Here is a 26,987-nt window from a genome sequence, read left to right on the forward strand (position 1 = left end):
ACGAAAGGCAGGCTCAGGGGACCATGATCAACAGACTGCTCGTGGCCAACCGGGGCGAAATCGCCCGCCGGGTCTTCGCCACCTGCCGCGCAATGGGCGTGGAGACGGTTGCCGTGTACTCGGACGCGGACGCCGACGCGCCGTTCGTGGCCGAGGCCGACCTGGCCGTACGCCTGCCGGGGAGTTCGCCGGCCGAGACGTACCTGCGGGCGGAGCTGATCCTGGACGCGGCCCGGCGCAGCGGTGCGGACGCCGTCCACCCCGGCTACGGGTTCCTCGCCGAGAACGCGGAGTTCGCCGCGGCGGTGACCAACGCAGGGCTGACCTGGGTCGGGCCGCCGGCGGCTGTGATCGCCGCGATGGGCGACAAGCTGGCGGCGAAGGCGCTGCTCGCCGAGGCGGGCGTGCCGATGCTGCCGAGTTGGACCGACCCCGACGAGGTCACCGACTTCCCGGTGCTGGTCAAGGCGTCCGCCGGCGGTGGTGGCCGGGGCATGCGGATCGTGCGGGACGCTGACGAGCTGGCCGAGGCCGTCGCCAGCGCCAGCCGGGAGGCGGCTGCCGCGTTCGGCGACGGCACTGTCTTCATCGAGCGGTACGTCGAGCGTGGCCGGCACGTCGAGGTGCAGATCCTCGGCGACTCGCACGGCACGGTGGCCGCCCTCGGGGTGCGCGAGTGCTCGATCCAGCGCCGACACCAGAAGATCATCGAGGAGGCCCCCGGGGTGCTCCCGGGGGAGCTGCGCCCGGCGCTCAACGAGGCGGCGGTCTCCGCCGGGCGTGCCGTCGACTACGTGGGCGCTGGCACCGTGGAGTTCCTGCTGGCCCCGACCGGTGAGTTCTTCTTCCTGGAGATGAACACCCGGCTGCAGGTGGAGCACCCGGTCACCGAGCTGACCGTCCCCGTCGGTCTCGACCTGGTCCGGTGGCAACTGCTGGTCGCCGAGGGCGTACCACTGCTGGAGCACCTGCACGAGCCGGGCGCACGCGGCTACGCGATCGAGGTGCGGTTGTGCGCCGAGGACCCGGCGCAGGGCTGGCTGCCCGCGACCGGCGTGCTGAGCCGGTTCGCGATTCCGGGGGTCGACCGGGAGTTCGGTGGCCTCCAACGCGCTGGCCTGCGGCTGGACTCCGGCGTCGAGACGGGATCCGAGGTGAGCGTGCACTACGACTCCATGCTCGCCAAGCTGATCGCCTGGGCGCCGACCCGGGGCGAGGCGGCCCGGGCCCTGGCAGGCGCGCTGACCCGAGCCGAGCTGCACGGGGTGGCCACCAATCGCGACCTCCTGGTCCGGGTGCTGCGCAGCCCGGAGTTCGCGGCTGCGCAGATCGACACCGGATTCCTGGACCGGCACCCGGAGGTCTTCGCGCCACTGCTGCCCGCCGACCAGCTTCCGCTGACCGCCCTGGCCGCCGCGCTGGCGGGTGCGGCCCAGCGCCGAGCGACCGCGCCGGTGCTGGGTGGGCTCCCCTCCGGCTGGCGCAACGTGCCCGCCGTCGCGCAGGTCAGCCGCTTGACCGGGCCGAACGGCGACGAGATCGAGGTCCGCTACCGCCTGGACCGGACCGGTGGACTCGCCGACTGGTCAGCGGCGCTGCCCGGCGACCCGGCGGCGTCGGAGGCGAAGCCGCCGGCAGTGGCGCTGGTGGAGGCCACCCCGGAGCGGGTGGTGCTCGACGTCGACGGGCTTCGGCGCGCGTACCGCGTACACCGGGTGGGGTCGGCTGTCTTCGTGGACGGCCCGGACGGCGCGGCGAGCCTGGCCGAGTTGCCGCGTCTCCCGCTGCCCACCGCGGCGGTGGCGGCCGGGTCGCTGCTCGCGCCGCTGCCCGGCATGGTGACCCGGGTGCACGTCCAGGTCGGCCAGTGGGTCGCGGCCGGCGATCCGCTGCTCACGTTGGAAGCGATGAAGCTGGAACATCCCGTGCTCGCCCCGATCGACGGCATCGTCGCCGAACTGCCGGTGCCGACCGGCGGTCAGGTGCAGACGGGCGCCGTGTTGGCAGTTGTCGACGAAAAGGACCCCCGATGACCTTCGACCTCACCCCCGAGCAGGACCAGCTGCGCGACGCCGTGCGGGCGTTGGGCCGCCGCTACGGTCACTCCTACTTCGTCGAGAAGGCGAGGGCCGGCGAACACACCACCGAACTCTGGGCGGAGGCCGGACGGCTCGGCTACCTGGGGGTCAACATCCCCACCGAGTACGGCGGCGGGGGCGGCGGCATCACCGAGCTGGCCATCGTCTGCGAGGAGCTGGCGGCGGCGGGTTGCCCGTTGCTGCTGCTGGTGGTCTCCCCCGCCATCGCGGCGACAGTGCTGAGTCGGCACGGCACCGAGGACCAGCGCAAGCGGCACCTGCCGGGCCTCGCCGACGGCTCCCAGAAGATCGTTTTCGCGATCACCGAGCCGGAGGCCGGTTCCAACTTCCACCGACTCGGCACTGTGGCTCGCCGCGACGGCGACGGCTGGCTGCTCAACGGCCGCAAGTGCTACATCTCCGGAGTCGACGAGGCCGGTCACGTGCTGGTGGTGGCCCGTGTCGCCGTCGATGACGGCCCAGCCGGTTCAGCGGATGCGTCTCCGCAGAAGCTCAAGCCGGCGTTGTTCCTGGTGCCGACCGATGCGGCCGGGTTGACCCGCTCCAAGCTGGACATGGAGATCGTGTCCCCGGAGAACCAGTTCCTGCTCTACCTGGACGACGTGCGGGTGCCCGCCGACGCGCTGCTCGGTGAGTCGCTGGACGCCGGGCTGCCGGCGCTCTTCGCCGGGCTCAACCCGGAGCGGATCACTGTGGCCGCGATGGGCGCCGGCACCGGCCGGTACGCCATCGAGCGGGCCAGTGAGTACACCGCCACCCGCAAGGTCTGGGGTGGTCGGAGCATCGGTTCGCACCAGGGGGTGTCGCATCCGCTGGCACACGCGGCGGTGCAGGTGGAACTGGCCCGCCTGATGATCCAGAAGGCGGCCACCCTGTACGACGCCGGTCGCGACCTGGAGGCCGGGGTGGCCGGCAACATGGCCAAGTACGCGGCCGGGGAGGCCGCCGCGCTCGCCGTGGACACCGCGGTGCAGGTGCTCGGCGGGGCCGGCATGACCACCGAGTACGGGGTGGCGACCCTGCTCGGCGCGGTCCGGGCCGGCCGGATCGCACCGGTCAGCCGCGAGATGATCCTCAACTTCGTGGCCCAACACGTCCTCGGCCAGGACAAGTCGTACTGACGCCGCCCGGCCTGCTGGCCTGCCGCAAGATCGACTCGGTCTTCTTGAATCCGGGGGTCCAAGGACCAACAACCCCCCGACTTCCTGAAAACCGAGTCGATCTCTGCCGAGGCTATGCGGCCTCACGCTCCTCGACCGGCCGGCCGCTCCTGGTGGTGCAGGATCGCCACGGCCACCGCGAAGAACAGCGTGGGCACCAGTGCCAGCACCAGCCACTGCGTCGGGGTGAGCGCGGCGAGGACACCGTCGTGGGTGGAACGCTCCCGGAACGTCCCCGTGGAGCCGAAGCCCACCCGGGTGAGCAGCAGCGTGACACCCACCGGAACCACCAGTGCGAGCAGGCGCCGCCGCAGCACCACCGGCGTCGACAGGATGGCAAGGGCGAAGAGCAGGTATCCCGCCGTCAGCAGGATCGCCTCGATCCGGCCGACACCGGCGGTGAAGATCCACGTGCCGTAGATGGGGGCCGTCGCGTTATCAGCACCCGTCACCAAGGCGACACTCGGAGCAGCAACGCTGACCAGCGTCGCTGCCACCAGTGTGCCAAGCTGCCAGCGCGCGAGGGCCGCCCCGGCGGACCGGGGAGGGCGGACCACGAGCGCCAGCGGGACCATCGCAGCGAGCACGGCGGGCCACAGATGGAACACAGTCGAATATTGTCCGTAGTCCGCAGCGACCCGAACCACCTCGAACGTCGCTCCGCAAACGGCGACCGCGGCTGCCGCCCGGGCCCAGCCGACCACGGCCAACACCGCCACGATGAGCCACAGCACCGCCACCGGGCCACCCGGCCAGAGGACGACCGGCTCCCCGATCCCGCCGGGGTAGCTCTGCGCGAGCATGGCAAGGTGCAGCACCGGTACGCGGGCAGCGCGCACGAACAACATCAGCGCGGCGATCAGTGCGAGCGCCTGCGCCGCCTCCCGCCACGCGTCGGCCGAGAATCGCGCACCCGCCTGGCGGGCATGCGCCCGGAACGCCCCGCCGAGCAGGGCGAGCACGTCTCGCGCGGCGGGCCTGCGTTGGCCCGGGGCCGCGTCGTCCAGCAACACGCCGACCATCTCGTCCTCGTACTGCCGGCGGTAGGCGCGGGGATAGCAGGCCAGCAGCCACCGGTAACCGTGTTCCAGCGTCATGCCGCACCGCCGTCGACGATGAGACCGGCACGGCGCAGTCGCACGCTCGCCGCGTCGGCGTTGCTGCGCAGACGCGCGGATTCCTCGGCGAGCCGTTGCGCCCCGGAGGCGGTGAGTCGGTAGTACCGGCGCAATCTGGACTGCACCTGCTCCTCGCGATCGATGTCGACGAGGCCCTCGGTTCGTAGCCGGTCGAGGGCTGCGTAGAGGGTGCCGGCGCGCAGGTCGACACGCCCGTCGGAGATTCGACGGACCTCGTCGAGGAGCGCGTACCCGTGCCGTGGGGCCTCGACGAGCGCGGTGAGGATCAGATAGGTGGACTCGTGCATGGAAGCCTTCGCCATCGCCACAGCATATACCGCGCGACTGTATATACGGGAACCGTTCCCCTGCGGCATCAGGCTGGGGTACGGCAGGCAGCGTCGATGCGGTGGACCGGACGGACCCGGCGACCCATCCCCTCCAACAGGGAATCCTCGACGTGGAAGTCGTGAATGCGCAGTTGGTGGCGGGGCAACTCCTCCTCGCTGGGGCAGAGCACCTGGGCGCGGACCAGGTCGACCGGGACGTACCGGACGCCGCCCCGTTCCTGAAGGATCACCATGTTGACGTCGTCGGTGGTGACCACGTGCCCGCGTACGTCCTCGGTGGGCCCGCTCTCCGGGCCCACTGTGGTGACGGTCAGCGGCAACACCGGTGTGGTGATCACCGGCACCGCGGCCCAGATCAGGGTGGCGAGCACCGCCACCTCGGTCACCGACGCCAGCGGCCGGATCACCAGGCCCGGCAGCGGCCCCGCGATGAACAGGGCCAGCAGTGGGGGCACCACGATGAGCGCCAGCACCAGCCACTCGTCGCCCTGCCGCATCGCGTCGCGCATCGTCGGCAGCATCAGCCAGCCGTACCCGGCGAGCAGCGCGCCGATAAGCAGCAGCCGAGGCACGACCCGCTCGTGCAGTCGCGCCGGGCGCAGTTGGAACGCCGCCACGAACGCCGGCAACAGCAACGGCAGGTAGAGCAACGGCCAGGTGATCAGGGCGAGCAGGAAGCTGGCCAGCACCACCCAGGCCGGGGTGATGTCGGCCCAGCGGGCGAAGAGCGGGCGGCGACGGGTGCCCGGTGGAAGTCGATCCGCGCTGACGGCCAGTACCGCGCCGAGCGCGAAGACGGCGACCAGCCCGGTGGAGAGCAGCCGGGCGGCGGTGGTCAGGAAGCCGGCTAGCAGGTTGACCGGCCCCACGTTGGCCACCAGCAGCAGCGTGGTCTGGAGTTCCCCGCCGGCCTCCACGCCGAGGCGGAGCACCGAGAAGATCGCCGGCACGCCCACCACTGCCGTCCAGAACGACTGGCTGGCGCGGGCGCGCCGCTCCGCCGGATCCCAGCGGACCCGCCCCGGCTCGACCTCGGCGACGACCGGTTCGGCCGGTTCGGCGACCGGCACTGCGGCCGGCCAGGCAACCTCACCTCCCGCGCCGGCCGCCGTGCCGTCGACTGTCGGCGAGTCGGCGGCGGGCACTGACGTGCGCGGCGGCGGGACCGGCCCGTCGCCGCTGGTGGCGGTCGGTGCCGCGCTCACTTCGCGGGCGCCTTGTCGTCGAAGTCGACAAGCTTCGGCACCTCCAGCGGCTGCGGCTGGCGCTTCTCGGCCTTCAGCCAGGGGCCCAGGGTCCGGTTGTACGCGGTCTGCCAGGGGCTGGCATCTCCGTCGCGCCCCTGCACATAGCTCTTCTGCAGGAAGAACGCGACCAGGTCGCGCAGCGCGGGATCACCGATCGGCACGCCGATGCCCAGCAACTCGCTGGTGCCGAACGGCATGTCCACGATCTCGAACTCCTTGGGGAAGCTGGCCAGGAAACCGGCAAGGATCGACTCGTCGGAGCTGACCGCGTCGTACCGCCCCTTCCGGATGCCATCGACGCAGTCGCCGACGTTCTTGACGACGAACGTCTTGACCTGGTGTTTCTCCAACTCAGCCTCGGTGGTGGATCCGCCGCTGGTGCAGACCTTGTACGCCGGGTCGCGCAGATCCTCAATGGTGCGGATCTTGTCCTTGAGTCGCACCGGCACCATCACCTCCTGCGTGGTGACGAAGTACGGCCCGGCGAAGCTCACCAACTGCTTCCGGTCTTCGGTCATGGAGAAGCTGGACACCACCAGGTCGACGGTGCCGCCTTGCAGCGACGGGATGCGGTCCTCGGTGGCGACGGACACGAACTCCAGCCGCTGTTCCCCCTCGTAGCCGAGGGAGGCCGCAATGTACCTGGCGATCTCGACGTCGAACCCGACGTGCTGACCGTTTCGCAACTCACCCATCAGCGGCTCGTTCGTGGCGACACCGATCCGCAGCTTCGACTGACCGTAGATGTGTGTCTCACGCATCTTCTCCTGCACGGAGGACAGGGCCGGTTCCTGCCTGCTGTCGCAACCGGCCGCGGCGGCGAGCACGAGAGTCAGAGCGACGGCCAGCGTCGACGCGACCGAGCGGAGCCGGGACTGCGAACTGCCTGGGTTCATGGGCGACCTCGCTACCGGAAGGGCCTGCGGAACACCGAGAGTAGCGGTTCTTGTCCAATCCGTGTGCGTGCGGTGGGGCCTGTCGAATGCGGGGCTCGGATCGACGTCGATCGGCGCGGCGGTCGGCTCTGCGGTTGACAGCCGGCCTAGTCACGACATGCTGGACGGGTGAGCCGATTGTCCAGACCCGATGCGCGCACGGTGGCGGTGCTCGCGGCGCTGGGAGCCCTTGCGCCGCTGGTCATGCTGGTCGTGTGGCGCCGACAGGACCTCCTCGGCGTGGTCCTCGCGCTGCTCTGCGTGCTAATGACGATGGTCGCCGGGGTCGCGGTCTCCGCCGCCCGTCAGGTCGACGATCCGGAGCCGGCGGACCGGTCGGCAGTCATCGGGCCGCCCGAGCTGATGCCGTACGGGATCGACGCGGACACCCTCGACGCCCTGGACCCCCGGGACGCGTTGCGTGCGGTGCGTGACCGCCGCCGCGGGTCGAACGGGCTCAGCGGCCGGTGAGCGTGGGCGCGGAGAGCGCGTCCGCACCGCGCCCCGCCAGACACCGGTAGGTCCGGTCGATGCTGCCGTCGACCGGCGGTAGCACCTCCAGGTGCCAGCCGGTCGCCTCGGCGATGCCGGTGGTCAACCGGAACGTCCTGGCGCTGCACACCTGCCGCACCGGCTCAGCGGCGGCCACCTCGTCGTAGTCGGCGCCGACCAGCGACACCGGCAGGATGCCCTCGGCGTACGTCTCCCAGGTGTGTCGGCCGGCGCAGGACAGCCGAGCCGCTTCGGCGCGGCTGCCGCGGATCCGCATCGGGCCGAAGCACTCCAGCTCGGGCAGGCACCGGGCACCCTCGGGCAGGGCGGTGGGCGCACCGGTGCCGGTCGCGCAGCCGGGCAACGGCCCGGTCGCCGGTGCGGCGATCTGGGTGGCCGACGGGTACGGGGTGGGTGGTGGCGCCCGGTCGGCGACCCAGGCCCCGGCGGTCGCGGAGGCAGCGAGCGCGAGCACCCCGGCGCCACCGAAGAGCCAGCGCCGCCACCGACGACCGGCGGGGAGGGTTCGCTGAGTGTCCTCGATGGGCGCTCGGGGCACCGGCTGGCTGGCCGCGTACGGGCCGGAGAGGGTCGCGGCACCGCTGACCGGAGCGCCGCTGACAGGTGCCGTCGGCGAGCCGAGTGGCAGATTGGTGAGCAGGTCGTGCAATTCCAGGGCGGAGGGACGCTCTCCCGGATCGTTTGCCATGCCGACGCGCAGCACGTCGATGAGCTCGTCCGGCACCCCGGGCAGGGCGGGGAGCGGCTGGTTGAACATCTCCAGCACTGTGACCAGGCTCGGGTTGCGCTCGGACTGCCAGCGCGGTGGCCGGCCGTGCATCACCGCGTAGAGGGTGGCGCAGAGCGCGTACACGTCGACGGCCGGTGACGGTGGGCTGTGGCTGAACATCTCCGGCGGCGCGTACGCCGGGGTGAGCACCTCCAGGGTGACCGAGGCGTCCCGGTGCTCGGCGAGGACGGCGAGCCCGAAGTCGGCGAGCACCGCCGAGTTGAAGTGCGAGTGGAGGATGTTTGCCGGTTTCACGTCCCGGTGCAGCACCCCGGCGGCGTGTGAGTGGGCCAGCGCGTCGGCGATCTTGATGCCGAGGTCGCGGGCCTCCACCGGGCCCAGCGGCGAGGTGCGCATCCGTTCGGCGTACGAGCCGTCGCACAGCTCCATGATCAGGTAGGGGTGCTGATCGACTGTGACCCCCACGTCGAAGAGGTCCACCACGTGCGGGTGGGACGACATCCGGCCGGCCGCCCGCGCCTCGCGCAGGAAGCGGGCCTGATCGCGCTCGCTGTCCAGCGTCCGGTTCTCCACTTTGACGGCGACCTCGCGACCCACGGAGATCTGGGTGGCCTGGTAGACGGTCGCGTACCCGCCCCGGGCAAAGACCCGCAAATCAGTCAGGCCGGGCACGATCGGCACTGGCAGGCCGCCGGTCGGGGTGTCGGTCACCGCTCGAAAATACCCAACCCGACCGATGGCTCAGCGCACCGCGTCCGCCGGAGCCGCACCGGCGGGACCGGTACCCTCCTCGGCGACCGCAGTCGTCCCGGCACCCTCGGACGATCCGACCCCGCCGGCCGGGATGCCCCGCCGGGCATCCAGACGCAGGCCGATGGCGGTGGCCACGGCCCCCAGCCCTTCCCACGCCGCCACACCGAAGAACCGGTCGGGAGCGATGTCGGCCAGCACCGCGATGGTGAACACGGTGAACGTGACCAGCCGGAAGACCACTGTGAACCGGTAGAACGCCCGCCACTCGGTCACAGTGGCGAGCAGGTAGTAGACGCCCATGTTGAACGCCGCCATCGAGGACGCCAGCAGGAACGTCCCGGTGTGATCACCGACGGCCCGCGTCGCCGGCACCTCGAAGCCGAGCATGCGCAGCTGCGCCTCCGGCCAGAGCAGCCCGACCGCGCCCATCACCAGCGCCAACACGCCGAAGACCGCGATGGTCCAGCCCGCGATGGATCGCGGCAGCTTCATGAAGGGCCTCCCCAGGCACGGCGACGGTCACCACTGTGGACCCGTACGCGGTGGTGACACGCTAGCCGCTCCCCGAGACCACCACATCCCCGGAACCGGCAAAACCCTGCACCCCCTGCCACAAACCCGTTGATCATGAAGTTATTGCCCTGCACGTCGGCGTGTCGAGGCAATAACTTCATGATCAACGGCGACGAAGGGGGTCAGACCAGGGCGGTCAGGCGGGCGTGGAGGGCGTCGGCTGCGGCGCGTTCGCTGCGTTGCTCGGTGGCGTACGCCAGACGGACCGCCTCCTGCGCGCAGGACAGCGCCTCCGCCGGACGACCGCAGGCGGCCAACGCCTCGGCCAGCACACTCGCCGCGATCACCTGACTACGCACGTCCTCGGCCGGTGCGGTGACCGCTCGACGGGCCCAGTCCAACGCCTGCTCCCGCTGACCGTGGGCGAGCAGCGCCGCAGCGTACTGGGCCATCGTCTGGCGGCGGGAGAAGAGCAGCGAGGGTGCGTTCGCGGCGGCAGTGGCCACCGGGGCGAGCAGCCCGACCGCTGTCGCCGAGTCGCCGACGGCGAGACGGGCCGTCGCCAACAACACCCGGGGCGCCACCTGCGCCGGGGCCTGCGGGTTGTGCGGCTCCACAGCGGTCAGCACCGAGCGGGCCATCCGCTCGGCCGTCTCGCAGTCGCCCATGTCCAACGCGACGAAGCCACGCAGTGTGCCGGCCATCCCGGTGAGCAGCGGATGCGAGGTGCGCTCCGCGTACGCCAGGGCGTCGGTGAGCAGGTCCGCCGCGTGCTCCGGCTCGCCCAGGCCGCGCGCAACCACCGCCCGGACCACCAGGGCGAACCCGCGCCCCCAGTCGTCGGAGGCGGCGGCGAACTCCCGGTACGCCCGCCGGGCCTCCCGGTCCGCCTCGGCCAGGTCACCCAGCTCGGCCGTGGCGAACGCCGCCACAGCGCGCAACGTGCCCACCGCCCACGCCTCACCGACCCGCTCGCCGAACGGCAGGAACACCTGCGCCATCCGACACGCCTCGCGCAGTCGGCCGGCGAGCAGCCGGGCGAACGCCGTCGTGCCGCGCAGCCAGGCCCGCCCGTACGGGTCCTTCAGCTCGGCGAAGAGCCGGGCGGCCCGGCCGAGCACCGCGTCGGTGCCGGCGAAGTCACCCCGGGTGGTGGTCACCCAGGCCAGGTTCTGCAGGGACCACGCCTGCCCGCGTCGATCCTGCGCGCCGAGGCTGACCTGGTACGCGGCCGCCAACCGGCTGCTCGCCTGACTCAGCCGCCCCGCCACGAAATCGGCCATGCCGAGTCGGCGCATCGCCGTGGCGCGCTGTGTGGGCAGCCGACCCTCGGTGGCCACCTGCAACGCCTCCTGCCAGGCGGTCACCGCCCGGCCCTGGTCACCGAGGGTCTCCTGGGCCTGCCCAGCCAGCAGCAGAGCACTGACCCGGGTGGCCTCGTCCCCCGCGTTCGCGGCGATCTTCTCGGCGTACGCCAAAGCGTCGCCGACCCGGCCGACCTGGAGCAACGCCCGAGCGTGCACCACCCGATCGGCTGCCGGCACCCCGTCGCGGGCCAGTTCGGTGGCGCGCTCGGCGTACTCGACGGCCATTGCCGGCTCACCGGCGGACAGCGACCGGCGGGCGGCCCGACCGAGCGCGGCGATGCCGAGCGGAACCACAGCCCGGGCCGGCGCGTCCGGGCGCAGCTTCACCGCGTCGGCGAGCGTGGCGGCCCGCTCGACGTGCGTCGCCACGAAGTCGTCCCGGGCCTCGTCGGTGAACCCGCCCACAGTGCTGACAGTGGTCTCGTCCACCGGCGCCGCCCAGCGGGCCAGCGCGGCGTGCCGCTCGGCCAACTCGGCCTTGCTCACCCCGGCGTACGCGGCCTCCCGCATGAGCGGTGTCGCGAACGCGTAGCCGGCACGCGAGCGGTGCAGCATCCGGCGTTGCAGCAACTCCTCGACCGCCCGGTCGAGCTCGACGGCGACCACTGCCGACGGCCGCCCGTCGCGGCCACCGCGCTGCTCCCGCATCGCCTCCAGGGCGCCGGTCGGCACCGTGTCACCGGTGACCGCCGCGTCGCGCAGCACCGAACGGGCGTCCGGCGGCAGCGCGTCGATCCGGGCCGCGAGCACGGCGGCGAGGTCCCGGGAGAGCAGCCGGCTGCCCAGCGAACCCGGCACCAGACGCCAGCCCGCCGACCCCCCGCTCTGCTCCCGCTCGCCGGAGCCGGGCCGCTCCGCCGCGGCACCCCGCGCTGACGCGGCACCGCGCACCGACTCGGTGGTGAGCGCGCCCCGCTCGATCAGCAGGGTGACCAGCTCAGCCAGGTAGAACGGATTGCCCTGCGCGGTGGCGAGCAACCGGTCGGCGTCGGCCTGTGGCAGCTTGCCGCCGCCGAGGTAACTGGTGAGCAGCCGGGCCGCGTCGGCACCGCGCAGCGGCGGCAGCGAGTGCACCTCGGCGTCCGCGACCCGGGTCAGCGCACCGGCGGTACGCACCAACTCGGGGCGGCCGAGCAGCAGCACCAGCACCGGACCGGTGAGCCTGGACAGGGTCAACCCAAGGGCACTGATCGTCTCGGCGGTGGCATCGTGCAGGTCGTCCACAACGATCACCAGCGGTGCCTCCGAGGCCAGCCCGCTGAGCAGGTCGGCGACCGCGTTCGGCACCACCTCCGCATCGGCGGCCGGAGTGCCCGACCCGCCCCACTCGCCGCTGTCGGTGCCGCCGTGCGCCGGGAGTTCGGCGTAGCCGAGCAGGGCGAGCAGCTGCTCGGTGGCGATCGGCGCGGTCTCCGCAGCGGAGCGGGCGAGCCGCTGCCCGAGCCGGCGCAGCCGCTCCTCGACGGCCGGGCGGGTCAACGCGGTGGACGCGTCGCTGGGAAGACCGACGGCGGCCCGCACCAGATCGGCCAGTGGGGCGAGCCGTCGCCGCTCCCCGAACGCGGCACAGCGCACCGAGAGCACCCGGGCTCCGGTGTGCGCCGCGTACCGGCCGGCACCGACGTCGTAACCGGCGGCGAGGCGCTCCACCTCGGCGGCGAACCGGGACTTGCCGATACCCGCCTCGGCGGTCATCAGCAGCACCCGTGGGTCACCCTGGTCGATCACCTCGGCGAGCCGGCCGGCGACCCGGCCGATCTCAGTCTCCCGACCGACGTACGGCGCCTCGTCGCCGAGCCCCGAGCGGGTGCCCGGCGCGTCCAGCAGACCCAGCAGCTCGTACGCCTCGACCGGCTCACGCTTGCCCTTGAGCCGCAGCGGGCGCAGCGCCCGCCAGGAAGCGACGTGCCTGGTGGCCGCCGCGGTGCGTCCACCGGCATAGACGGCCCCGACCGCTGCGGCGTCGGCGAGCCGGGCCGCGGTGTTCACCGTGTCGCCGATGACCGTGTACTCGATGGCGGCCTGGATGCCCGCGATGACGTCGCCGGTGTTCAGCCCGACCCGCAGCCCGAGCGGCGCGCCGCCACCCCGCTCGTCGTCGAGCACCCGGCGGACGGCCCGTTGCATGGACAACGCGGCCCGGACGGCGCGTTCGGCGTCGTCCTCGTGCGCAACGGGGGCACCGAAGACGGCCATGATGCCGTCCCCCGTCAGCTTGTCGACGTGCCCGCCGAACGTCTTCACCGCACCGGCGAGGGCGGCGAGCACCCGGTCGGTGACAGCGCCGACGCGTTCCGGGTCGAGATCCTCCGACCAGGAGGTGAACTCGGAGAGGTCACCGAAGAGCACTGTGACCACCCGACGCTCGGCCGCCGGCAACGTTGCGGCGGCCGGCAGCGCGGCACCGCAGTTGTGGCAGAACCGCGCGCCGGGAACGGCAACGGTTCCACACACGGGGCAGGTCACATGTGCTCCAACCCACTGACCCCGGGCGCGGATTCCCCGGTGTCGACGCCCAGATACTCCAACTGGGCCCGGACCGACCATTCGGCCGCCCACCAGAGTGAGCGGTCCACGTCCGCGTAGACGGTCGCCACCACGTCGGCGGGGGTGTGGGCGCCGGCGACCACCGCCGCCCGGACCTGGTCGAGCCGGGCCCGGCGGTGGGCGAGGTAGAAGTCGGCGGCGGCGGCGCAGTCGGCCAGTGCCGGGCCGTGTCCAGGCAGCGCCGGGATCCCCCGGTACGCGGACAGCAGCTCGAGGCTGCTCAGGTAGTCGCCGAGGTGGCCGTCGGGGTGGGCGACCACCGTGGTGCCCCGGCCGAGGATGGTGTCACCGGTGAGCACCACCCGCTCGTCGCCGTGCTCGACCAGGAAGCAGACCGAGTCGGCGGTGTGCCCTGGCGTCTGCAACAGACTGATGTGCAGACCGAAGCCGCCGAAGTGCTCGCCCGGTTCGGTCAGCGGCTCGCCACCGATGGTGTGCGCCGGGTCGACGGCCAGGACGTGCACGCCGCCGAGCAGCTCACTCAGCCGGGCCGCGCCCTCGGTGTGGTCGGGGTGGCCGTGGGTGATCAGGATCAGCCCGATCGGGCCGTGCTCGGCGATCCCGGTCAGGTGCCCCTCGTCCGCCGGCCCAGGGTCGACCACGACGGCGTACTCGGCTGCCGGGGCGCGCAGCACCCAGGTGTTGGTGCCGTCGAGGGTCATCGGCCCCGGGTTCGGCGCACGCAGCAGTGAAACCCAGCGGGGCAACTTGTCGGCAAGCGCCGCCACCGCCCCCGTCACGTGCCCGCTCATGGCTGCGATCGTACGACCCCGCCCGCCACACCCCACGATCTTGCACTTGCGGCCCCTGATTCATCCCCGTTCAGGGCTTTCGTCCGAGCGGAAGGTGCAAGATCGCGGGGCGATGGGGACGCGTCAGGCGACCTCGACGATCAGCTCGATCTCCACCGGGGCATCCAGGGGCAGCTCGGCCACACCCACGGCGCTGCGCGCGTGCCGACCAGCCTCCCCGAAGACGGTGCCGAAGAGGTCGGAAGCACCGTTGATCACGGCGGGCTGACCGGTGAAGCCGGGCGCGGAGGCCACGAAACCGGTCACCTTGACCACCTTGATCACGTTCTCCAGGCCGACCAGCGAGTCGACAGCGGCCAGCGCGTTGAGCGCACACCGCTGGGCCAGATCCTTCGCCTGCTCGGCGGAGATGCCCGCGCCGACCTTGCCGGTCGCGAGCAGCTTGCCCTCGGCCATCGGCAACTGACCGGAAACGTAGACGTGCTGCCCGGACTGCACGGCCGGGACGTAACTGGCCACCGGCGGCACGACCTCGGGCAGTTCGAGACCCAGCTCGGCGAGCTTCGCGTGCGGACCGTTGCTCACGCCTTGGGCCGCTTCAGGTAGGCGACCAGCTGGTCCGGGTTCGGGCCGGGGACCACGGCGACGAGCTCCCACCCGTCCTCGCCCCAGTTGTCGAGGATCTGCTTGGTCGCGTGGACCAGCAGCGGGACCGTGGAGTATTCCCACTTCTGCATCGCTGAAGGGCTCCCTCTCGGTGCGGAATTGTTCGAGGGACAGCCTACGGTCCGCTGGCCGGACGGGGTACGGGACGCTGCTCCGGCGCGGCCGGCAGCTCCCCGCAGCGCCCTTCGTGCTCGTACCCCTGGGGGCAGCGGGACCGGTCGGGCAGCAGCAGGTCACAGAAGACCCGGTGCCGGTTGTTCTGATCGTCGGCGTTGGAGACTGTTGTCTCCCCGGCGTCCAACTCGGGCAGGAAGCCCAGCGACACCGCGACCCGGCCGGCCAGCACGGTCGCCGCCGCCAGATTGGGCACCCGGATCGGCAGGTGGATGACGAAGCCCGGCTCGTCGTCCTCGCGGGCCCGCTCGGCGGGCTGGCTCGGCACCCGGGCCGTCTCCGCCTGCTCCGGCTGCCGGCGGTACGACCGTTCGTTGATCGGCTGGCTGGTGAACTGCCCGCCGGCCTCGACCACTGACCCGCTCCGGCGGGGCCGGTCGTTCGTCGGGAACTGGGTGCGAGGGATGTTGTCCGCGTCGCGCATGCACTGCCTCCGGTCGTACCTCTCGGACCATGCTTCCGGCCCGGACCCATTCGTCCGTTCCGGCCCCCGCACCGGGACGAAGGTAGGTCTGTGGCTGCGGTCCCGCCAACAGGACGCGCACAAGAGGTCACCAACAGTCACATATGCGACACACTGCAGGTCGGGGGGCCGACACCGAAACCGACGCGGGTACCGCTCACCGGATCGCTGGACCGCTCGACAGGCAGGGGCGACACCGATCCGGTCATCGACCGCTACCCTTCCGGTCGGACGGTCGCGCAGCGCCCGGCCGCCCGCTCGATCACGCTCGGCGCCAGGGGTGGCGGCGGGCGCCGCACCCCTGGGGGAACGACATGACCCACCCGCCCAGCGGCGACCAGGCCGGCACACCCGCTCACCCGCCGACCCACCCGGATCCCGCCGGTCAGCCCGCGCCGACCATCCCCAGCCAGCCGACCCCCGCTCCGCCGTCCGGGCAGCTCGCCCTCCCCGCCTCCCCCACCCAGCCGGCACTCTCCGCCGCCCCCACCTCACCGGCCTTCCCCGGCCAGTCCGGCGGCCCCGGCCAGCCCAGCGGCCCCGGCCAGCCCAGCGGCCCCGGCCAGCCGGAAGGGCCTGGCGGCCCCGGCTCGTCCGCCGCACCGACGCAGCCGGGCACCCCGAACCCCTCGTCGATCCCCCCGCCCCCACCGGCCTACCCGCCCTACCCGGGCACGGCCGCGCCGAAGAAGAAGCGCGGTCTGCTGATCGCGGCGATCGCCCTGGTCGTGATCATGGTGCTCTGCGTGGGCGGCGGGGTGGTGGCCTTCCTGACCCTGCGCAATGCCGAGACCGGCGAGGGCGCCAAGGAGCCGGCGGTCGCCGTCGACGAGTTCCTCACCGCGGTCTACAAGGATCGCGACGCGACAAAGGCTGCCGATCGCGTCTGCGCCGCTTCCCGGGACGAGGACAAGATCGCCGCGAAGGTGGCCGAGGTGGAGAAGTACGCCTCCACCTACCAGAACCCGCGCTTCCGGTGGACCACCCCGAAGGTGGACAACCAGACCGGGGAACGGGCCACCGTCTCCACCCGGCTCACCATGACCACCGCGGACGAGAAGGTGGCCGACCAGGAGTTGCGCTTCACTGTGGTGCAGAAGACGGGTTGGTGGGTCTGCGAGGTCGCCTGACCGTCAAGCCTGGATAGGCTCGACTGGTGTGTGCAGCTGAGCGTCCGATCGACCCGGCCGGTACCGGATGGCCCGCCCGCCTCCACGTGGTGACCGGCAAGGGCGGCACCGGTAAGACCAGCGTGGCGGCGGCGCTGGCCCTGGCGCTCGCCGCCGGCGGCCGGCGCACCCTGCTGGTCGAGGTCGAGGGGCGGCAGGGCATCGCCCAGCTGTTCGGCATCGAGCCGCTGCCCTACGAGGAGCGGCACCTGGCCGACGCGCCGGACGGCGGTGAGGTGCGCGCGCTCGCTGTGGACGCCGAGGAGGCGCTGCTCGAGTACCTGGACATGTTCTACAAGCTGGGCGCGGCGGGCCGGGCACTGCGCAAGCTCGGCGCCATCGACTTCGCCACCACCATCGCGCCCGGCCTGCGCGACGTCCTCCTCACCGGCAAGGTGAAGGAGGCCACCACCCGCACCACCGGACAGCGGCGCGCATACGACGCGGTGGTGCTGGACGCCCCGCCGACCGGGCGGATCGGCCGGTTCCTCAACGTGACGGCGGAGACCGCCCGGCTGGCCAAGGTGGGCCCGATCAAGACCCAGAGCGAGGGGGTCGCCGCGTTGCTGCGGTCCCCGATGACGGCGGTGCACGTGGTGACGTTGCTGGAGGAGATGCCGATCCAGGAGACGGTCGACGCGATCGCCGACCTGACCGCCCTCGGCTTCGGTGTCGGGAAGGTGCTCGTCAACGGAGTCCGACCTCCGCTGCCCGCCGGAGCGGCGGTCACCGCCGCCGAGTTGAAGCGCGGGCTGGTCGCGGCCGGGCTGTCGGCCGATCGGGACATGGTGGCCGGGTTGCACGATGAGGCGCGTGACCAGCTCATCCGACGCGAACTGGAAGATTCGCTCCGCGCCGACCTGGTGGAGTTGGGGCTGCCGATGATCGAGCTGCCGTTGCTGCCCGACGGGGTGGATCGGGCGGGGCTCGCGACGCTGGCCCAGGCCCTCGTCCGCGCCGAATGACTCACACCTGAGCTCAGCACGGGCGCACGGACCCACCGGCCCGATACGCTCGATTGGTGCCTTCCGAAGACGCGGCGCCGCAGCTGGACGTCGACCAGATCCTCGCCGACCCAGGCGTGCGGATCGTCGTGTGCTGCGGTGCCGGCGGAGTGGGAAAGACGACCACCGCCGCGGCGCTGGCGCTGCGGGCCGCCGAGCAGCACGGCCGGCGCACTGTGGTGCTCACCATCGACCCGGCCCGCCGGCTGGCCCAGTCGCTGGGCCTGACCGAGCTGGACAACACCCCGCGCCAGGTCAAGGGGATCGACGTCGAGAGCAGCGGCGGCGAGCTGCACGCCATGATGCTGGACATGAAGCGCACCTTCGACGACGTGGTGTTGCAGCACACCGACCCGACGAAGGCCGCGGAGATCTTCGCGAACCCGTTCTACCAGGCGATGAGCTCGACCTTCGCCGGCACGCAGGAATACATGGCAATGGAGAAGCTGGGCCAGTTGCATGCCCGGGGCGAGTGGGACCTGATCGTGGTGGACACCCCACCGTCCCGCTCGGCACTGGACTTCCTGGACGCGCCGGCTCGGCTCTCCCGTTTCCTCGACGGCCGGATGCTGCGACTGCTGCTGGCCCCGGCGCGCAGCGGCGGGCGGAGCATGTTCAGCCTGGTCACGGCCTCGTTCGGGATGTTCTCGAAGGTGGTGCAGAAGGTGCTCGGAGCGCAGCTGCTCACCGACCTGTCCGGCTTCGTGGCGGCACTGGATTCGATGTTCGGTGGTTTCCGGCAGCGCGCCGAGCAGACGTACCGCATCCTGCAGGCGCGGGAGACGGCCTTCCTCCTGGTAGCGACGCCGGAGCCGGACGCGGTCCGGGAGGCCGCCTACTTCGCGGGCCGGCTGCGGGACGAGCGGATGCCGCTGGCCGGCCTGGTGCTCAACCGGGTGCACCGTCCGGCGGTCCCTGAGCTGGACGCCGAGCAGAGCCGGGTCGCCGCAGAGCGGCTGACCCAGCTGGGTGGGCATGAGGCCACCGCCGACGTGCTGCGGGCGCACGCGGCGTTGGCTCGTCAGGCGGTACGCGAGCAGCAGGTCGCCGCGCGCTTCACCGAGGCGTTCCCTGCCGTGCCGGCGGTTTCGGTCACTGCGCAGCCCGCCGACGTGCACGACGTCGACGGGCTGCGGACGATCGGCGCGGCGATCAGCCGGCCGTGACCGGCGTCAGTTGGCCGCGCTGACGAGAATCTTGTCCTTGCCGGCCTTGTCCTTGCTGTTCTTCTTCATCGCGGCCTCGAACATCTTGCGCCAGCTCGTCACCTGAGGATGACGACGCAGTAGCGCCCGCCGTTCGCGTTCGGTCATGCCGCCCCACACACCGAACTCGATCCGGTTGTCCAGCGCGTCGGCCAGGCACTCGTACCGAACTGGGCAGCTCCGGCAGATCCGCTTCGCCACGTTCTGTTCGGCACCCTGTACGAACAACGCGTCCGGGTCCCCGTTCTGACATGCCGCCAGTGACGGCCAGTCAGTGATCATGCCCATGTGTACACGTCCCCCCTTGCAGTACCTACCGACCTCGTCTATGCACGTCAGCCGGCAATTCCCCCCGATCGCCCGGCCTGCCTTCCCCAAGGCGGCGCGGACGACATGTGGCGCTGTCGCCGCCCCCATCATGCTCTGTAGTCGACTGATTACGCAACGTTGTCGACGAAATCCATCATTCCGGACACTCCCGGCTTCCCGGGCCTTCGACCGCCGGTTACCCCGCCGAGGTCAGCGATAACGCTGCGCCGCCTCACTGAATCGGAGGAGACTCACGCCAGGTCACACGCAACCAAGCACCGGGGGTCGTGCGTTTAGCACAACGAGGGCAGCGCGCGCAGGAAATGGGGAAAGAACGCCCCAGCGCCCCTCGTTCCCTACTCGCGTACCCTGCTGAGGTGACCTGGATGCGGAAACGTGACCACAATGTGCTGACCAACGCCGCATCGCTAGCCGTGTGTGGCCTGCTGGCCGGCGTGGTGGTCGCTGCGGCGGCCTTCCCTGCGGTAGCGATGTCCGGCCTGGCCGCGAAGGCCGGCGCCGAGACATTCGGTGCCCTGCCCACGGAGCTGACGGTGGCCCGCGCGCCACAGATCAGCTACCTGCTGGCCTCGGACGGCAAGACACCGCTCGCGACGATGTACGACGAGAACCGACGGGACGTGAAGCTCCCCGACATCTCGGTGCCCATGCAGAAGGCCATCATCGCGGCCGAAGACCATGACTTCTACAAACACAACGGCGTCGACATCAACGGTGTCGCCCGCGCGTTCGTCAACAACCAGAGCGAAGGCTCCGGCCGGCAGGGCGCCTCGACGCTGACGATGCAGTACGTCCGGCTGGCCATCGCCTACTCGGCCACCCACCCGGCAGACGTCGTCGCGGCCACCGAGGACACCAGCGCGCGCAAGTTGCGCGAGATGCGGTTGGCCCTCCAGGTCGACAAGGAGTTCTCCAAGGACGAGATCCTCACCCGCTACCTCAACCTCGCCTCGTTCGGCAACGGCGCGTACGGCATCTACGCCGCCAGCCAGGTCTACTTCGGTAAGCCGCCGAGCAAGCTGAAGATCGAGGAAGCGGCGTTGCTGGCCGGCATGGTCAAGGCGCCGACGACGAACGACCCGACCACCGAGGCCGGTTACCCGCTGGCGCTGGATCGGCGCAACTACGTCATCCAGAACATGGTCGACATCAAGGCCATCACCCAGCAGGAGGCGGACGTCGCCAAGGCGACCAAGCTGGTGGTGAAGGACAAGCGCACCCCCAACGGCTGCGTCGCCGCCAACGTCAACGAGTGGGGCTTCTTCTGCGACTACTTCTACCGCTGGTGGATGGATCAGGAGACGTTCGGCTCGACCACGTACGACCGGGAGCGCCGGCTGAAGAGCGGCGGCTACACCGTCGTGACCTCGATCGACGTCCAGGCACAGCGCGGCGCGGACAAGGCGGTCCGTAAGGCCAAGAGCGTGAACAGCAAGGAAGCGGCCATGGTCGCGGTCGTCGAGCCGGGCACCGGTCGGGTGCGGGCGCTCGCGGTCAACAGGCAGTTCAAGCTCGACGACCCGAAGAACCCTAAGAACAAGATCTCCAGCGATCCGGCGAAGAGCAGGAAGGGCATCCGGGGCAACTACCCGGCGACGGTCAACCCGCTGCTCACCGGCGGCAACGGCATCACCGGCTACCAGGCCGGCTCGACCTTCAAGATCTTCAGCATCGTCGCCGCCCTGGAGAAGGGCATCCCGCTCAGCTACACCTTCAACGCCCCGCAGCAGTTCAAGTCGGAATACATCATCGACAGCAGCAGCCCGGCGGCCTGCAAGGGCACCCACTTCTACTGCCCGACCAACTCCGGCCTCAAGGCCGGCGGCGTGCAGAACATGTGGAGCGCGTTCGCCCAGTCGGTCAACACCTACTTCGTCCCACTGCAGCAGCAGGTCGGCGCGGAGAACGTGGTCGACGCCGCCCGGCGGGCCGGCATCCAGTTCCGGGCGAGCAACGACGCCAAGTTCGCCGCGACCAAGAACGATGCCCACCAGTGGGGCGCCTTCACCCTGGGTGTCTCCTCCACCACCCCGCTCGACCTGGCCAACGCGTACGCGACCCTGGCAGCCGACGGCAAGTACTGCGAGCCGATCCCAGTGCAGGAAATCCGGGACCCGGAGGGCAACAAGCTGGACATCGCCAACCCGCGCTGCGAGAAGCGGTTCAGCACCGAGGTGGCCCGGGCCGCCGTGGACGCCGCCCGTTGCCCGGTCGGCGACAACTCCAGCACCAGCAAGTGCGGTAGCAGCCGTACGGCCGCCGTCGTGAAGGGCATCGTCGACGCGCCGGTGGCCGGTAAGTCCGGCACCACCGACTCGGAGAAGACGGCCGCCCTGGTCGCCATGACCAAGCAGTACTCGGTGGCCGGCATCATGGCCGACCCGGACTGGCCGCAGACGAACGTCAAGATGAAGCACAAGGAGAAGGACGGCATCAACCCGCCGGTGTACGAGACCCTGCGGGATGCCATGAAGGGCAAACCGCGGATCCAGTTCGAGGCGCCGGGCCAGAAGATCTCCGAGGGTGACCAGCGCAGCATCCCCGACGTGAAGTGCGTTTCGGTGGATCAGGCGAAGTCCCGGCTCAAGGGCGCCGGCTTCGAGCCGGTCGTCTCCAGCGCGAAGGTGCCGTCCTCCTGCAAGGCGGGCGACGCGGCCGGCACCAGCCCGGACGGACGCACGATCAAGGGTGGCGTGGTCACCATCCAGGTCAGCAGCGGCGGCGGCACGCCGGGCAACACCAACGGCACGCCGGGCGGCCAACCCGGCAACCAACCCGGACGCCCCGGCAACGGCCGTCCGAACGGCTGAGTCGACCGGTAGGACACAACGGGCGGGCACCCTCCTCGGGTGCCCGCCCGTTCCGTCTGTCCGGACCAGCGAGCGCTGCGACAACCGTCCCGGCGTGCCGCTGACCCTCCTGGGTCAGAGACCGAGCTGTCGGCGTACCTCGGCTGCCACCCGGCCACCCTCGGCCTGGCCCGCCACCGCGGCCTGGGCCGCCTTCATCGCCGGGCCCATCTGGGCCTTGCCGGTGAAGCCGCCGGCGGCGAGTGCCCCCGACACCAGCTCGGCCAGCTCGGCGTCCGAGAGCTGCTTGGGCAGGTAGCGGTCCAACACCTCACCCTCGGCGCTCTCCTTCGCGGCCTGCTCGGCGCGCCCGGCGTCGGCGAACGCGGTGGCCGCCTCCCGACGCTTCTTGGCTTCCTTGGTCAGCACCGCGAGCACCTCGTCATCGGTGAGCTCGCGCTTGGCCTTGCCGGCGACCTCGGCGGTGCCGACGGCGGCCAGGGCCATCCGCAGCGTGGAGGTGGTCAGCTCGTCGCGCGCCTTGAGCGCGGAACGCATGTCGGCAGTGAGGCGGTCCTTCAGCGTGCTCATGGACGGTCAAACTACCCTGAACGCCATGCGAAAGCGCACACTATTCCGGCTCGCCGCCGGAACCGCCACGATCGGCGCGGCCACCCTCGCGTACGCGTCGCTCATCGAGCGCAACATGTTCACCCTCCGGCGGTACGACGTGCCGGTGCTTCCGGCCGACGCGGAGCCGCTGCGCGTGCTGCACCTGTCGGACCTGCACATGATGCCCGACCAGGCGCGCAAGCAGCGCTGGGTGGCATCGCTGGCCGCCCTCGACCCCGACCTGGTGGTAGTCACCGGCGACAACATGGCGCACCCAGGCGCGGTGCCCGGGGTGCTGCGGGCCCTGCAACCACTGCTGGACTACCCCGGCGCGTTCGTGTTCGGCTCCAACGACTACACCGGGCCGGTGCTGAAGAACCCCTTCACCTACTTCCTGCCCGACCGGGAGTACACCGAGGGCGTCGACCTGCCCTACGAAGAGTTGCGTCAGGTCTTCACCGGCGCCGGCTGGGCGGACCTCAACAACGCCCGGACCATGCTGAAGGCCGGCGGTCGGCAGCTCGACCTGGTCGGCGTCGACGACCCGCACATCGACCGCGACGACTACCCCTCCGTTGCCGGCGCGGTGTCGTCCTCGGCAGACCTCTCCATCGCGCTGACGCACTCACCCGAGCCACGGGTGCTCGACCAGATGGCGGCGGACGGCTTCGGGCTGCTGCTGGCCGGGCACACCCACGGCGGGCAGGTCTGCGTACCCGGCTTCGGGGCGCTGGTGACCAACTGCGGCCTGCCCCGCTCGATGGCGCGCGGCCTGCACCGGTGGCCGGGCTCGGACTCCTGGCTGCACGTCTCCGCCGGCCTCGGCACCCACCCGACCGCCCCGATCCGTTTCGCCTGCCCCCCGGAGGCCAGCATCCTGACCCTCATCCCCCGCTGACCGCAGCGCCCCGCTGCTTGCCCGGCCGCCCGGCCCCCCGGCCGCTTGAGATTCGCGCACCATCAGGGATGTTGCTGCCTCGGCGCGTCGTGAGGCAGCAACATCCCGGAAGTTGTGCGGATCTTGGCCTCTCCGGCACTGTCGGGGCGGCGGGGGTACCGAGTTTGACCATCGGGGCGGGTGGGCTACTATTTGTCGGCACGCCTCGGGGTGTGGCGCAGCTTGGTAGCGCGCTTCGTTCGGGACGAAGAGGTCGTCGGTTCGAATCCGGCCACCCCGACCAGAGGTAAGAGGGCACATCCGATTCATGGATGTGCCCTCTCGCATATTCACGGTCCGCAGCGGCGCCATGTCCCTCACAGTTCCAACGGCGACCACAGGACGTCGAGCGGGCCTGGGGACCTGGCACCGCCTCGATGCCCCTAGGCCAGTTTCGACAGCTGGAACGAGAAGTGACCGCGTCCGAGGTGACCGTTGGCGCGGTGACGCCTTTCGGACACGCACCGACAGCCTTCACCTGCTGGTATAGGTGTTTCTACCGATCCCCCGAGGGTCTGCCGCCCCTAACGTCAGTGGCACACCACACTGTCCGAGGGAGACCACCGATGACCATCGCACCCGATCTCATCGCCGTGAAGGCACGCCAGCAGGTGACGTGGGCCAGCGGTGACTACGGCGCGGTCGCCGCGCTCATCCATCCGATCTCCGAGCTTCTGGTGAGCGCCGCCGACCTCTCCGCTGGCGCCCGCGTACTCGACGTGGCGACCGGGTCCGGCAACGCCGCCATCGCCGCCGCCCGCTGCGGCTGCGTCGTGACCGGGGTCGACTACGTACCCGAACTGTTGGAACGCGGCCAGGCCCGCGCCGCCGCGGAACGACTTCCGGTCACGTTCGTGGCCGGCGACGCGGAGCGCCTGGCGTACGCCGACGGGTCCTTCGACGCGGTCCTCTCCGTCGTCGGGGTGATGTTCGCGCCGGACCAGGAGCGGGCGGCGTCCGAGCTGGTCCGGGTATGCCGGCCTGGCGGCACTGTGGCGCTGGCGTCGTGGACACCTCAGGGCTTCATCGGCGACCTGTTCCGCACTGTGGGGCGGCATGTGCCACCACCGGCGGGGCTGCGCCCGCCGGTGGAGTGGGGCGACGAGGGCCGGGTCCGCGAACTGCTCGGCCCGGCAGTGGGTGAACTTCGGGCGGTACGCCGGGTGTTCGTCTTCCGCTTCGGCACACCGGAGGAGTTCGCCGACTTCTTCCGGGTCAACTATGGGCCGACGTTGAAGGCGTTCGAGGCGCTGCCCGAGGAGCGACGCCCGGACCTGCACGCCGATCTGGTGGAGCTGGCCCGCACCCACAACCTCGCCACCGACGCCACGGTCCGCATTCCGGCGGAGTACCTGGAGGTCGTGGCGCGGCGGACACCCGACCCGGCCTGATGCACGTCCGCGCCACGTCGTGTCGAGGTGGCGCGGGCCGATCAGTCCTGCCGCTCGGTGCGCTCGATCTCAGTCCTGCCGCTCGGTGCGCTCGATCTCAGTCCTGCCGCTCGGTGCGCTCGATCTCAGTCCTGCCGCTCGGTGCGCTCGATCTCCGCGAACGCGGCTGCCAGGTAGTCGTCCAAGGGCACACTTGTCGCCGCCAACAGGTCGGCCACCAGCAGCGGGGCGTGTCGGGCCAGCGCCGACGCGTCCGGCGGTGACTCGTCGCCGTCGGGGTCGTACACGCCCAACGCGCCGGCCAGCAGGACGAGCACCACGTGCGGGTCGACATCCGTTCGCCACCGCGTCGACTCCTGCACGCAGCGGGTCAACACCTGGCGGATGTCGTCGCCGGTCAACCCGTCCGGATGGCTCTCCTCCAACAGCAACCGGACCACCGCACCGAGCACCAGGCCGGAACGCTCGTCAGCGGCGAGACCGCCGACCGCCTCGTCGTACGCCTGACCGTCGCGTGCCTGGGCGGCGGCGACGGCCGTCGTTGCGGTCACCGCGATGGCGCGGGCGGTAGCGGGCAGATGTCGCCAGGTGCCGGTCATCGCGCCAGCATCGCAGACCCGGCGGACACCGACCGACAGCCATCACAGCCAGTGGATCAACGTGGGATTGGTCACCAGTTGATCCCGGTGACCGCGAGGCGTGGCCAAAACGGTTCGCGCGGCGTCAGACCCACCGCACAGAATGCCGGCATGCTGCGTCGTGCCCTGCCCCGCCGTTCGGAAGCTCGCCGACTCCTCCTCGGCACCCTGCTGTCGGCGGTCGGGCGGGGTCTGACCCTGCCGTTCCTGTTCATCTACCTGACCGACGTACGCGGGCTCACCGACACCCGCGCCGGGCTCGTCATCGGCTGGTACGGCGTGGTCACCCTGGCCCTGTCGCCGCTGGGCGGGACGCTGATCGACCGGATCGGCGCCCGCCGGGTGGTGGTGCCCTGTCTCGTGATCGAGGCGATCGGCACCGGCTCGTTGGCGCTGGTCCACTCGACCGGCTCGGCCCTGCTGGTGATGACGGTGATCGCCATCGGCAGCTCGGCGATCTGGTCCGGGCAGAACACCATCCTCGCGTCGCTGACCGACGACGACGAGCGGCAACGCGTCTTCGGGTTGAACTTCGCCCTGCTCAACCTCGGCATCGGCATCGGTGGCATGACCTCCGGCGCGATCGTCGACACCGCCCGGCCCGGCACCTTCCAGGCGATCTACCTGCTGGACGCGGTGACCTACCTGATGCCGGCGCTGATCCTGCTCACCCTGCCCGGGGTGGGCCACCGACTCGGCAAACGTCGAGGCGTCGACGAACCGTCAGCCGGTGGCTACCTGACCGTGCTCCGCGACCGCCCGTTCCGGCGGCTGGTGATCTTCGGGCTGATCCTCACCACCTGCGGCTACGCGCAGGTGGAGGTGGGCTTCGCCGCGTACGCGGTGCGGGTGGCCGAGGTGAACCCGCGGGTAGTGGCCTGGGCACTCGCGGCCAACACCGTGATGATCGTGCTCGCGCAACTGCTGGTCATCCGGCGGATCGAGGGGCGCAGCCGCACCCGGGCGTTGGCAGTGGTGGGAGCCGTGTTCGCCGCCGCCTGGCTGGTCCTCGGCGTGGCCGGCCTGGTCAGTGCCGAGAACGCCGTGCTGGCCGCCCTGTGCGTGGTGCTCTGCTCGGCGATCTTCGGTTTCGGCGAGACGATGCTGTCCCCGGTGATGCCCGCACTCACCAACGCGCTGGCCACCGACGAGCTGCGCGGCCGGTACAACGCCATGAGTTCAATGATCTTCGGAATCAGCGGTGTGATCGGCCCAGTGACCGCCGGCCCACTCATCGGCGCCGCCAACGGCATGGTCTGGGTGGCGACGGTTGTCGGCGGCTGCCTGGTGGCTTCGCTGGTCGCGCTCTCCCTGCGTCGGCTGCTCACCACGGAGCAGGACGGCCTCGCGACGACCACCCCGACATCCCCCACCCCCACGCCCGCCCCCGCCTGACCTCGAACACCCCTCCGTACCCCGCGCCCTCGCCGCGCGCACCCCACGCCGCCCGCCGCACCCCGCACCCCGCACCCCGCACCCCGCACCAAGATCACGCTCGATCCTGGATGTAGTGGCATCCCCGCGC

At 71.3% G+C, this 26,987-nt stretch carries 23 protein-coding genes, 1 tRNA gene and 1 pseudogene; 11 read left to right on the forward strand and 14 right to left on the reverse strand.

The genetic code is table 11. From position 1 onward, the window contains the following. Positions 1-23 precede the first annotated feature (23 nt). Both AB0K35_RS08345 and AB0K35_RS08350 read left to right on the forward strand, forming a co-directional pair. Positions 24-2,033: a biotin carboxylase N-terminal domain-containing protein gene (locus tag AB0K35_RS08345; RefSeq protein WP_363884392.1), complete on the forward strand. Its 2,010-nt coding sequence runs from the start codon at positions 24-26 to the stop codon at positions 2,031-2,033. Next, entirely contained in the window at positions 2,030-3,220 is a 1,191-nt protein-coding gene (locus AB0K35_RS08350) for an acyl-CoA dehydrogenase (protein WP_238667248.1), read from the forward strand. The genes AB0K35_RS08345 and AB0K35_RS08350 overlap by 4 nt, the downstream gene beginning before the upstream one ends. A 122-nt stretch (positions 3,221-3,342) precedes the next feature. Here AB0K35_RS08350 and AB0K35_RS08355 read toward each other — a convergent pair whose 3' ends face one another. From AB0K35_RS08355 to AB0K35_RS08370, 4 genes are read right to left on the reverse strand one after another with little or no spacing between them, the layout of a single operon-like run. Then, positions 3,343-4,356 (reverse strand): hypothetical protein, encoded by a 1,014-nt coding sequence (locus tag AB0K35_RS08355; protein ID WP_363884395.1) that lies wholly within the window; start codon positions 4,354-4,356, stop codon positions 3,343-3,345. Next, on the reverse strand, positions 4,353-4,700 hold the full coding sequence (locus AB0K35_RS08360; protein WP_238667250.1) for a PadR family transcriptional regulator: 348 nt from the start codon (positions 4,698-4,700) through the stop codon (positions 4,353-4,355). Before AB0K35_RS08360 ends, AB0K35_RS08355 begins: the two co-directional genes overlap by 4 nt. Positions 4,701-4,753: 53 nt before the next feature. After that, positions 4,754-5,932 carry a hypothetical protein gene (locus AB0K35_RS08365; RefSeq protein ID WP_238667251.1) on the reverse strand — a complete coding sequence of 393 codons (1,179 nt, stop codon included), beginning with the start codon at positions 5,930-5,932 and terminating at the stop codon, positions 4,754-4,756. After that, on the reverse strand, positions 5,929-6,870 hold the full coding sequence (locus AB0K35_RS08370; protein WP_238667252.1) for a transporter substrate-binding domain-containing protein: 942 nt from the start codon (positions 6,868-6,870) through the stop codon (positions 5,929-5,931). The genes AB0K35_RS08365 and AB0K35_RS08370 overlap by 4 nt, the downstream gene beginning before the upstream one ends. A gap of 168 nt (positions 6,871-7,038) precedes the next feature. Here AB0K35_RS08370 and AB0K35_RS08375 point away from each other — a divergent pair, with 168 nt between their 5' ends. Next, a complete protein-coding gene (locus AB0K35_RS08375) occupies positions 7,039-7,380 on the forward strand; it encodes a hypothetical protein (protein WP_238667253.1) in 342 nt (113 codons plus the stop codon). Here AB0K35_RS08375 and AB0K35_RS08380 read toward each other — a convergent pair. From AB0K35_RS08380 to AB0K35_RS08410, 7 genes are all read right to left on the reverse strand, one after another. Beyond that, on the reverse strand, positions 7,367-8,863 hold the full coding sequence (locus AB0K35_RS08380) for a serine/threonine-protein kinase (RefSeq protein ID WP_238667254.1): 1,497 nt from the start codon (positions 8,861-8,863) through the stop codon (positions 7,367-7,369). The two genes, AB0K35_RS08375 and AB0K35_RS08380, sit on opposite strands and share 14 nt — an antisense overlap. A gap of 30 nt (positions 8,864-8,893) precedes the next feature. Further along, on the reverse strand, positions 8,894-9,397 hold the full coding sequence (locus AB0K35_RS08385) for a hypothetical protein (protein WP_354940006.1): 504 nt from the start codon (positions 9,395-9,397) through the stop codon (positions 8,894-8,896). Between the two features lie 203 nt (positions 9,398-9,600). After that, positions 9,601-13,251 (reverse strand): adenylate/guanylate cyclase domain-containing protein, encoded by a 3,651-nt coding sequence (locus tag AB0K35_RS08390; protein WP_363884399.1) that lies wholly within the window; start codon positions 13,249-13,251, stop codon positions 9,601-9,603. Then, on the reverse strand, positions 13,248-14,084 hold the full coding sequence (locus AB0K35_RS08395) for an MBL fold metallo-hydrolase (RefSeq protein ID WP_238667257.1): 837 nt from the start codon (positions 14,082-14,084) through the stop codon (positions 13,248-13,250). The genes AB0K35_RS08390 and AB0K35_RS08395 overlap by 4 nt, the downstream gene beginning before the upstream one ends. Before the next feature lie 123 nt (positions 14,085-14,207). Next, positions 14,208-14,669 (reverse strand): RidA family protein, encoded by a 462-nt coding sequence (locus AB0K35_RS08400; RefSeq protein ID WP_357285030.1) that lies wholly within the window; start codon positions 14,667-14,669, stop codon positions 14,208-14,210. Beyond that, on the reverse strand, positions 14,666-14,821 hold the full coding sequence (locus tag AB0K35_RS08405) for a DUF4177 domain-containing protein (RefSeq protein WP_007466198.1): 156 nt from the start codon (positions 14,819-14,821) through the stop codon (positions 14,666-14,668). Before AB0K35_RS08405 ends, AB0K35_RS08400 begins: the two co-directional genes overlap by 4 nt. 44 nt (positions 14,822-14,865) lie before the next feature. After that, positions 14,866-15,348 carry a hypothetical protein gene (locus AB0K35_RS08410; protein WP_238667259.1) on the reverse strand — a complete coding sequence of 161 codons (483 nt, stop codon included), beginning with the start codon at positions 15,346-15,348 and terminating at the stop codon, positions 14,866-14,868. A 566-nt stretch (positions 15,349-15,914) separates the two neighbouring features. Between AB0K35_RS08410 and AB0K35_RS08415 the strand changes: the two are divergent. The 3 genes and pseudogenes from AB0K35_RS08415 to AB0K35_RS08425 all read left to right on the forward strand — a co-directional run. Continuing rightward, positions 15,915-16,517, forward strand: a pseudogene (locus AB0K35_RS08415) (hypothetical protein); the annotation flags it as partial. 26 nt (positions 16,518-16,543) lie between these two features. Next, positions 16,544-17,521: an ArsA-related P-loop ATPase gene (locus AB0K35_RS08420; RefSeq protein WP_357363126.1), complete on the forward strand. Its 978-nt coding sequence runs from the start codon at positions 16,544-16,546 to the stop codon at positions 17,519-17,521. A 53-nt stretch (positions 17,522-17,574) separates the two neighbouring features. Continuing rightward, entirely contained in the window at positions 17,575-18,726 is a 1,152-nt protein-coding gene (locus AB0K35_RS08425) for an ArsA-related P-loop ATPase (RefSeq protein WP_363884402.1), read from the forward strand. Positions 18,727-18,732: 6 nt separating this feature from the next. Here AB0K35_RS08425 and AB0K35_RS08430 read toward each other — a convergent pair whose 3' ends face one another. Then, positions 18,733-19,053, reverse strand: coding sequence for a WhiB family transcriptional regulator (locus AB0K35_RS08430; protein ID WP_030328078.1), 321 nt, complete (start codon positions 19,051-19,053; stop codon positions 18,733-18,735). Positions 19,054-19,460: 407 nt separating this feature from the next. On the opposite strand from AB0K35_RS08430, the gene AB0K35_RS08435 reads away from it, so the two are divergent. Further along, positions 19,461-21,905: a transglycosylase domain-containing protein gene (locus tag AB0K35_RS08435; protein WP_363884404.1), complete on the forward strand. Its 2,445-nt coding sequence runs from the start codon at positions 19,461-19,463 to the stop codon at positions 21,903-21,905. A 114-nt stretch (positions 21,906-22,019) separates the two neighbouring features. Here the strand turns inward: AB0K35_RS08435 and AB0K35_RS08440 are convergent, their stop codons facing one another. Next, positions 22,020-22,475, reverse strand: a complete 456-nt coding sequence (locus tag AB0K35_RS08440) for a GatB/YqeY domain-containing protein (RefSeq protein ID WP_238667262.1) — start codon at positions 22,473-22,475, stop codon at positions 22,020-22,022. Between the two features lie 25 nt (positions 22,476-22,500). On the opposite strand from AB0K35_RS08440, the gene AB0K35_RS08445 reads away from it, so the two are divergent. The 3 genes from AB0K35_RS08445 to AB0K35_RS08455 all read left to right on the forward strand — a co-directional run bounded on the left by AB0K35_RS08445 (position 22,501) and on the right by AB0K35_RS08455 (position 24,824). After that, positions 22,501-23,394 (forward strand): metallophosphoesterase, encoded by an 894-nt coding sequence (locus tag AB0K35_RS08445; RefSeq protein ID WP_363884406.1) that lies wholly within the window; start codon positions 22,501-22,503, stop codon positions 23,392-23,394. A gap of 206 nt (positions 23,395-23,600) precedes the next feature. Then, positions 23,601-23,677: transfer RNA gene (locus AB0K35_RS08450), tRNA-Pro, on the forward strand. Between the two features lie 322 nt (positions 23,678-23,999). Beyond that, on the forward strand, positions 24,000-24,824 hold the full coding sequence (locus AB0K35_RS08455) for a class I SAM-dependent methyltransferase (protein ID WP_363884408.1): 825 nt from the start codon (positions 24,000-24,002) through the stop codon (positions 24,822-24,824). A 125-nt stretch (positions 24,825-24,949) separates the two neighbouring features. Here the strand turns inward: AB0K35_RS08455 and AB0K35_RS08460 are convergent, their stop codons facing one another. Further along, positions 24,950-25,423, reverse strand: coding sequence for a hypothetical protein (locus tag AB0K35_RS08460; protein WP_238667265.1), 474 nt, complete (start codon positions 25,421-25,423; stop codon positions 24,950-24,952). A 150-nt stretch (positions 25,424-25,573) separates the two neighbouring features. Between AB0K35_RS08460 and AB0K35_RS08465 the strand changes: the two genes are divergently transcribed. Then, entirely contained in the window at positions 25,574-26,857 is a 1,284-nt protein-coding gene (locus AB0K35_RS08465; RefSeq protein ID WP_238667266.1) for an MFS transporter, read from the forward strand. Positions 26,858-26,987: the final 130 nt, after the last annotated feature.

The organism is Micromonospora sp. NPDC053740 (genome assembly GCF_040677775.1).
Classification (GTDB): Bacteria; Actinomycetota; Actinomycetes; order Mycobacteriales; family Micromonosporaceae; genus Micromonospora; species Micromonospora alfalfae.

Excerpts from the sequence above, each read along its gene's own strand:
- AB0K35_RS08345 (WP_363884392.1), top strand. The coding sequence starts at position 24 with ATGATCAACAGACTGCTCGTGGCCAACCGGGGCGAAATCGCCCGCCGG.
- AB0K35_RS08350 (WP_238667248.1), top strand. The coding sequence starts at position 2,030 with ATGACCTTCGACCTCACCCCCGAGCAGGACCAGCTGCGCGACGCCGTG.
- AB0K35_RS08355 (WP_363884395.1), bottom strand. The coding sequence starts at position 4,356 with ATGACGCTGGAACACGGTTACCGGTGGCTGCTGGCCTGCTATCCCCGC.
- AB0K35_RS08360 (WP_238667250.1), bottom strand. The coding sequence starts at position 4,700 with ATGGCGAAGGCTTCCATGCACGAGTCCACCTATCTGATCCTCACCGCG.
- AB0K35_RS08370 (WP_238667252.1), bottom strand. The coding sequence starts at position 6,870 with ATGAACCCAGGCAGTTCGCAGTCCCGGCTCCGCTCGGTCGCGTCGACG.
- AB0K35_RS08385 (WP_354940006.1), bottom strand. The coding sequence starts at position 9,397 with ATGAAGCTGCCGCGATCCATCGCGGGCTGGACCATCGCGGTCTTCGGC.
- AB0K35_RS08395 (WP_238667257.1), bottom strand. The coding sequence starts at position 14,084 with ATGAGCGGGCACGTGACGGGGGCGGTGGCGGCGCTTGCCGACAAGTTG.
- AB0K35_RS08405 (WP_007466198.1), bottom strand. The coding sequence starts at position 14,821 with ATGCAGAAGTGGGAATACTCCACGGTCCCGCTGCTGGTCCACGCGACC.
- AB0K35_RS08410 (WP_238667259.1), bottom strand. The coding sequence starts at position 15,348 with ATGCGCGACGCGGACAACATCCCTCGCACCCAGTTCCCGACGAACGAC.
- AB0K35_RS08430 (WP_030328078.1), bottom strand. The coding sequence starts at position 19,053 with ATGGGCATGATCACTGACTGGCCGTCACTGGCGGCATGTCAGAACGGG.
- AB0K35_RS08435 (WP_363884404.1), top strand. The coding sequence starts at position 19,461 with ATGCGGAAACGTGACCACAATGTGCTGACCAACGCCGCATCGCTAGCC.
- AB0K35_RS08440 (WP_238667262.1), bottom strand. The coding sequence starts at position 22,475 with ATGAGCACGCTGAAGGACCGCCTCACTGCCGACATGCGTTCCGCGCTC.
- AB0K35_RS08445 (WP_363884406.1), top strand. The coding sequence starts at position 22,501 with ATGCGAAAGCGCACACTATTCCGGCTCGCCGCCGGAACCGCCACGATC.
- AB0K35_RS08455 (WP_363884408.1), top strand. The coding sequence starts at position 24,000 with ATGACCATCGCACCCGATCTCATCGCCGTGAAGGCACGCCAGCAGGTG.
- AB0K35_RS08460 (WP_238667265.1), bottom strand. The coding sequence starts at position 25,423 with ATGACCGGCACCTGGCGACATCTGCCCGCTACCGCCCGCGCCATCGCG.
- AB0K35_RS08465 (WP_238667266.1), top strand. The coding sequence starts at position 25,574 with ATGCTGCGTCGTGCCCTGCCCCGCCGTTCGGAAGCTCGCCGACTCCTC.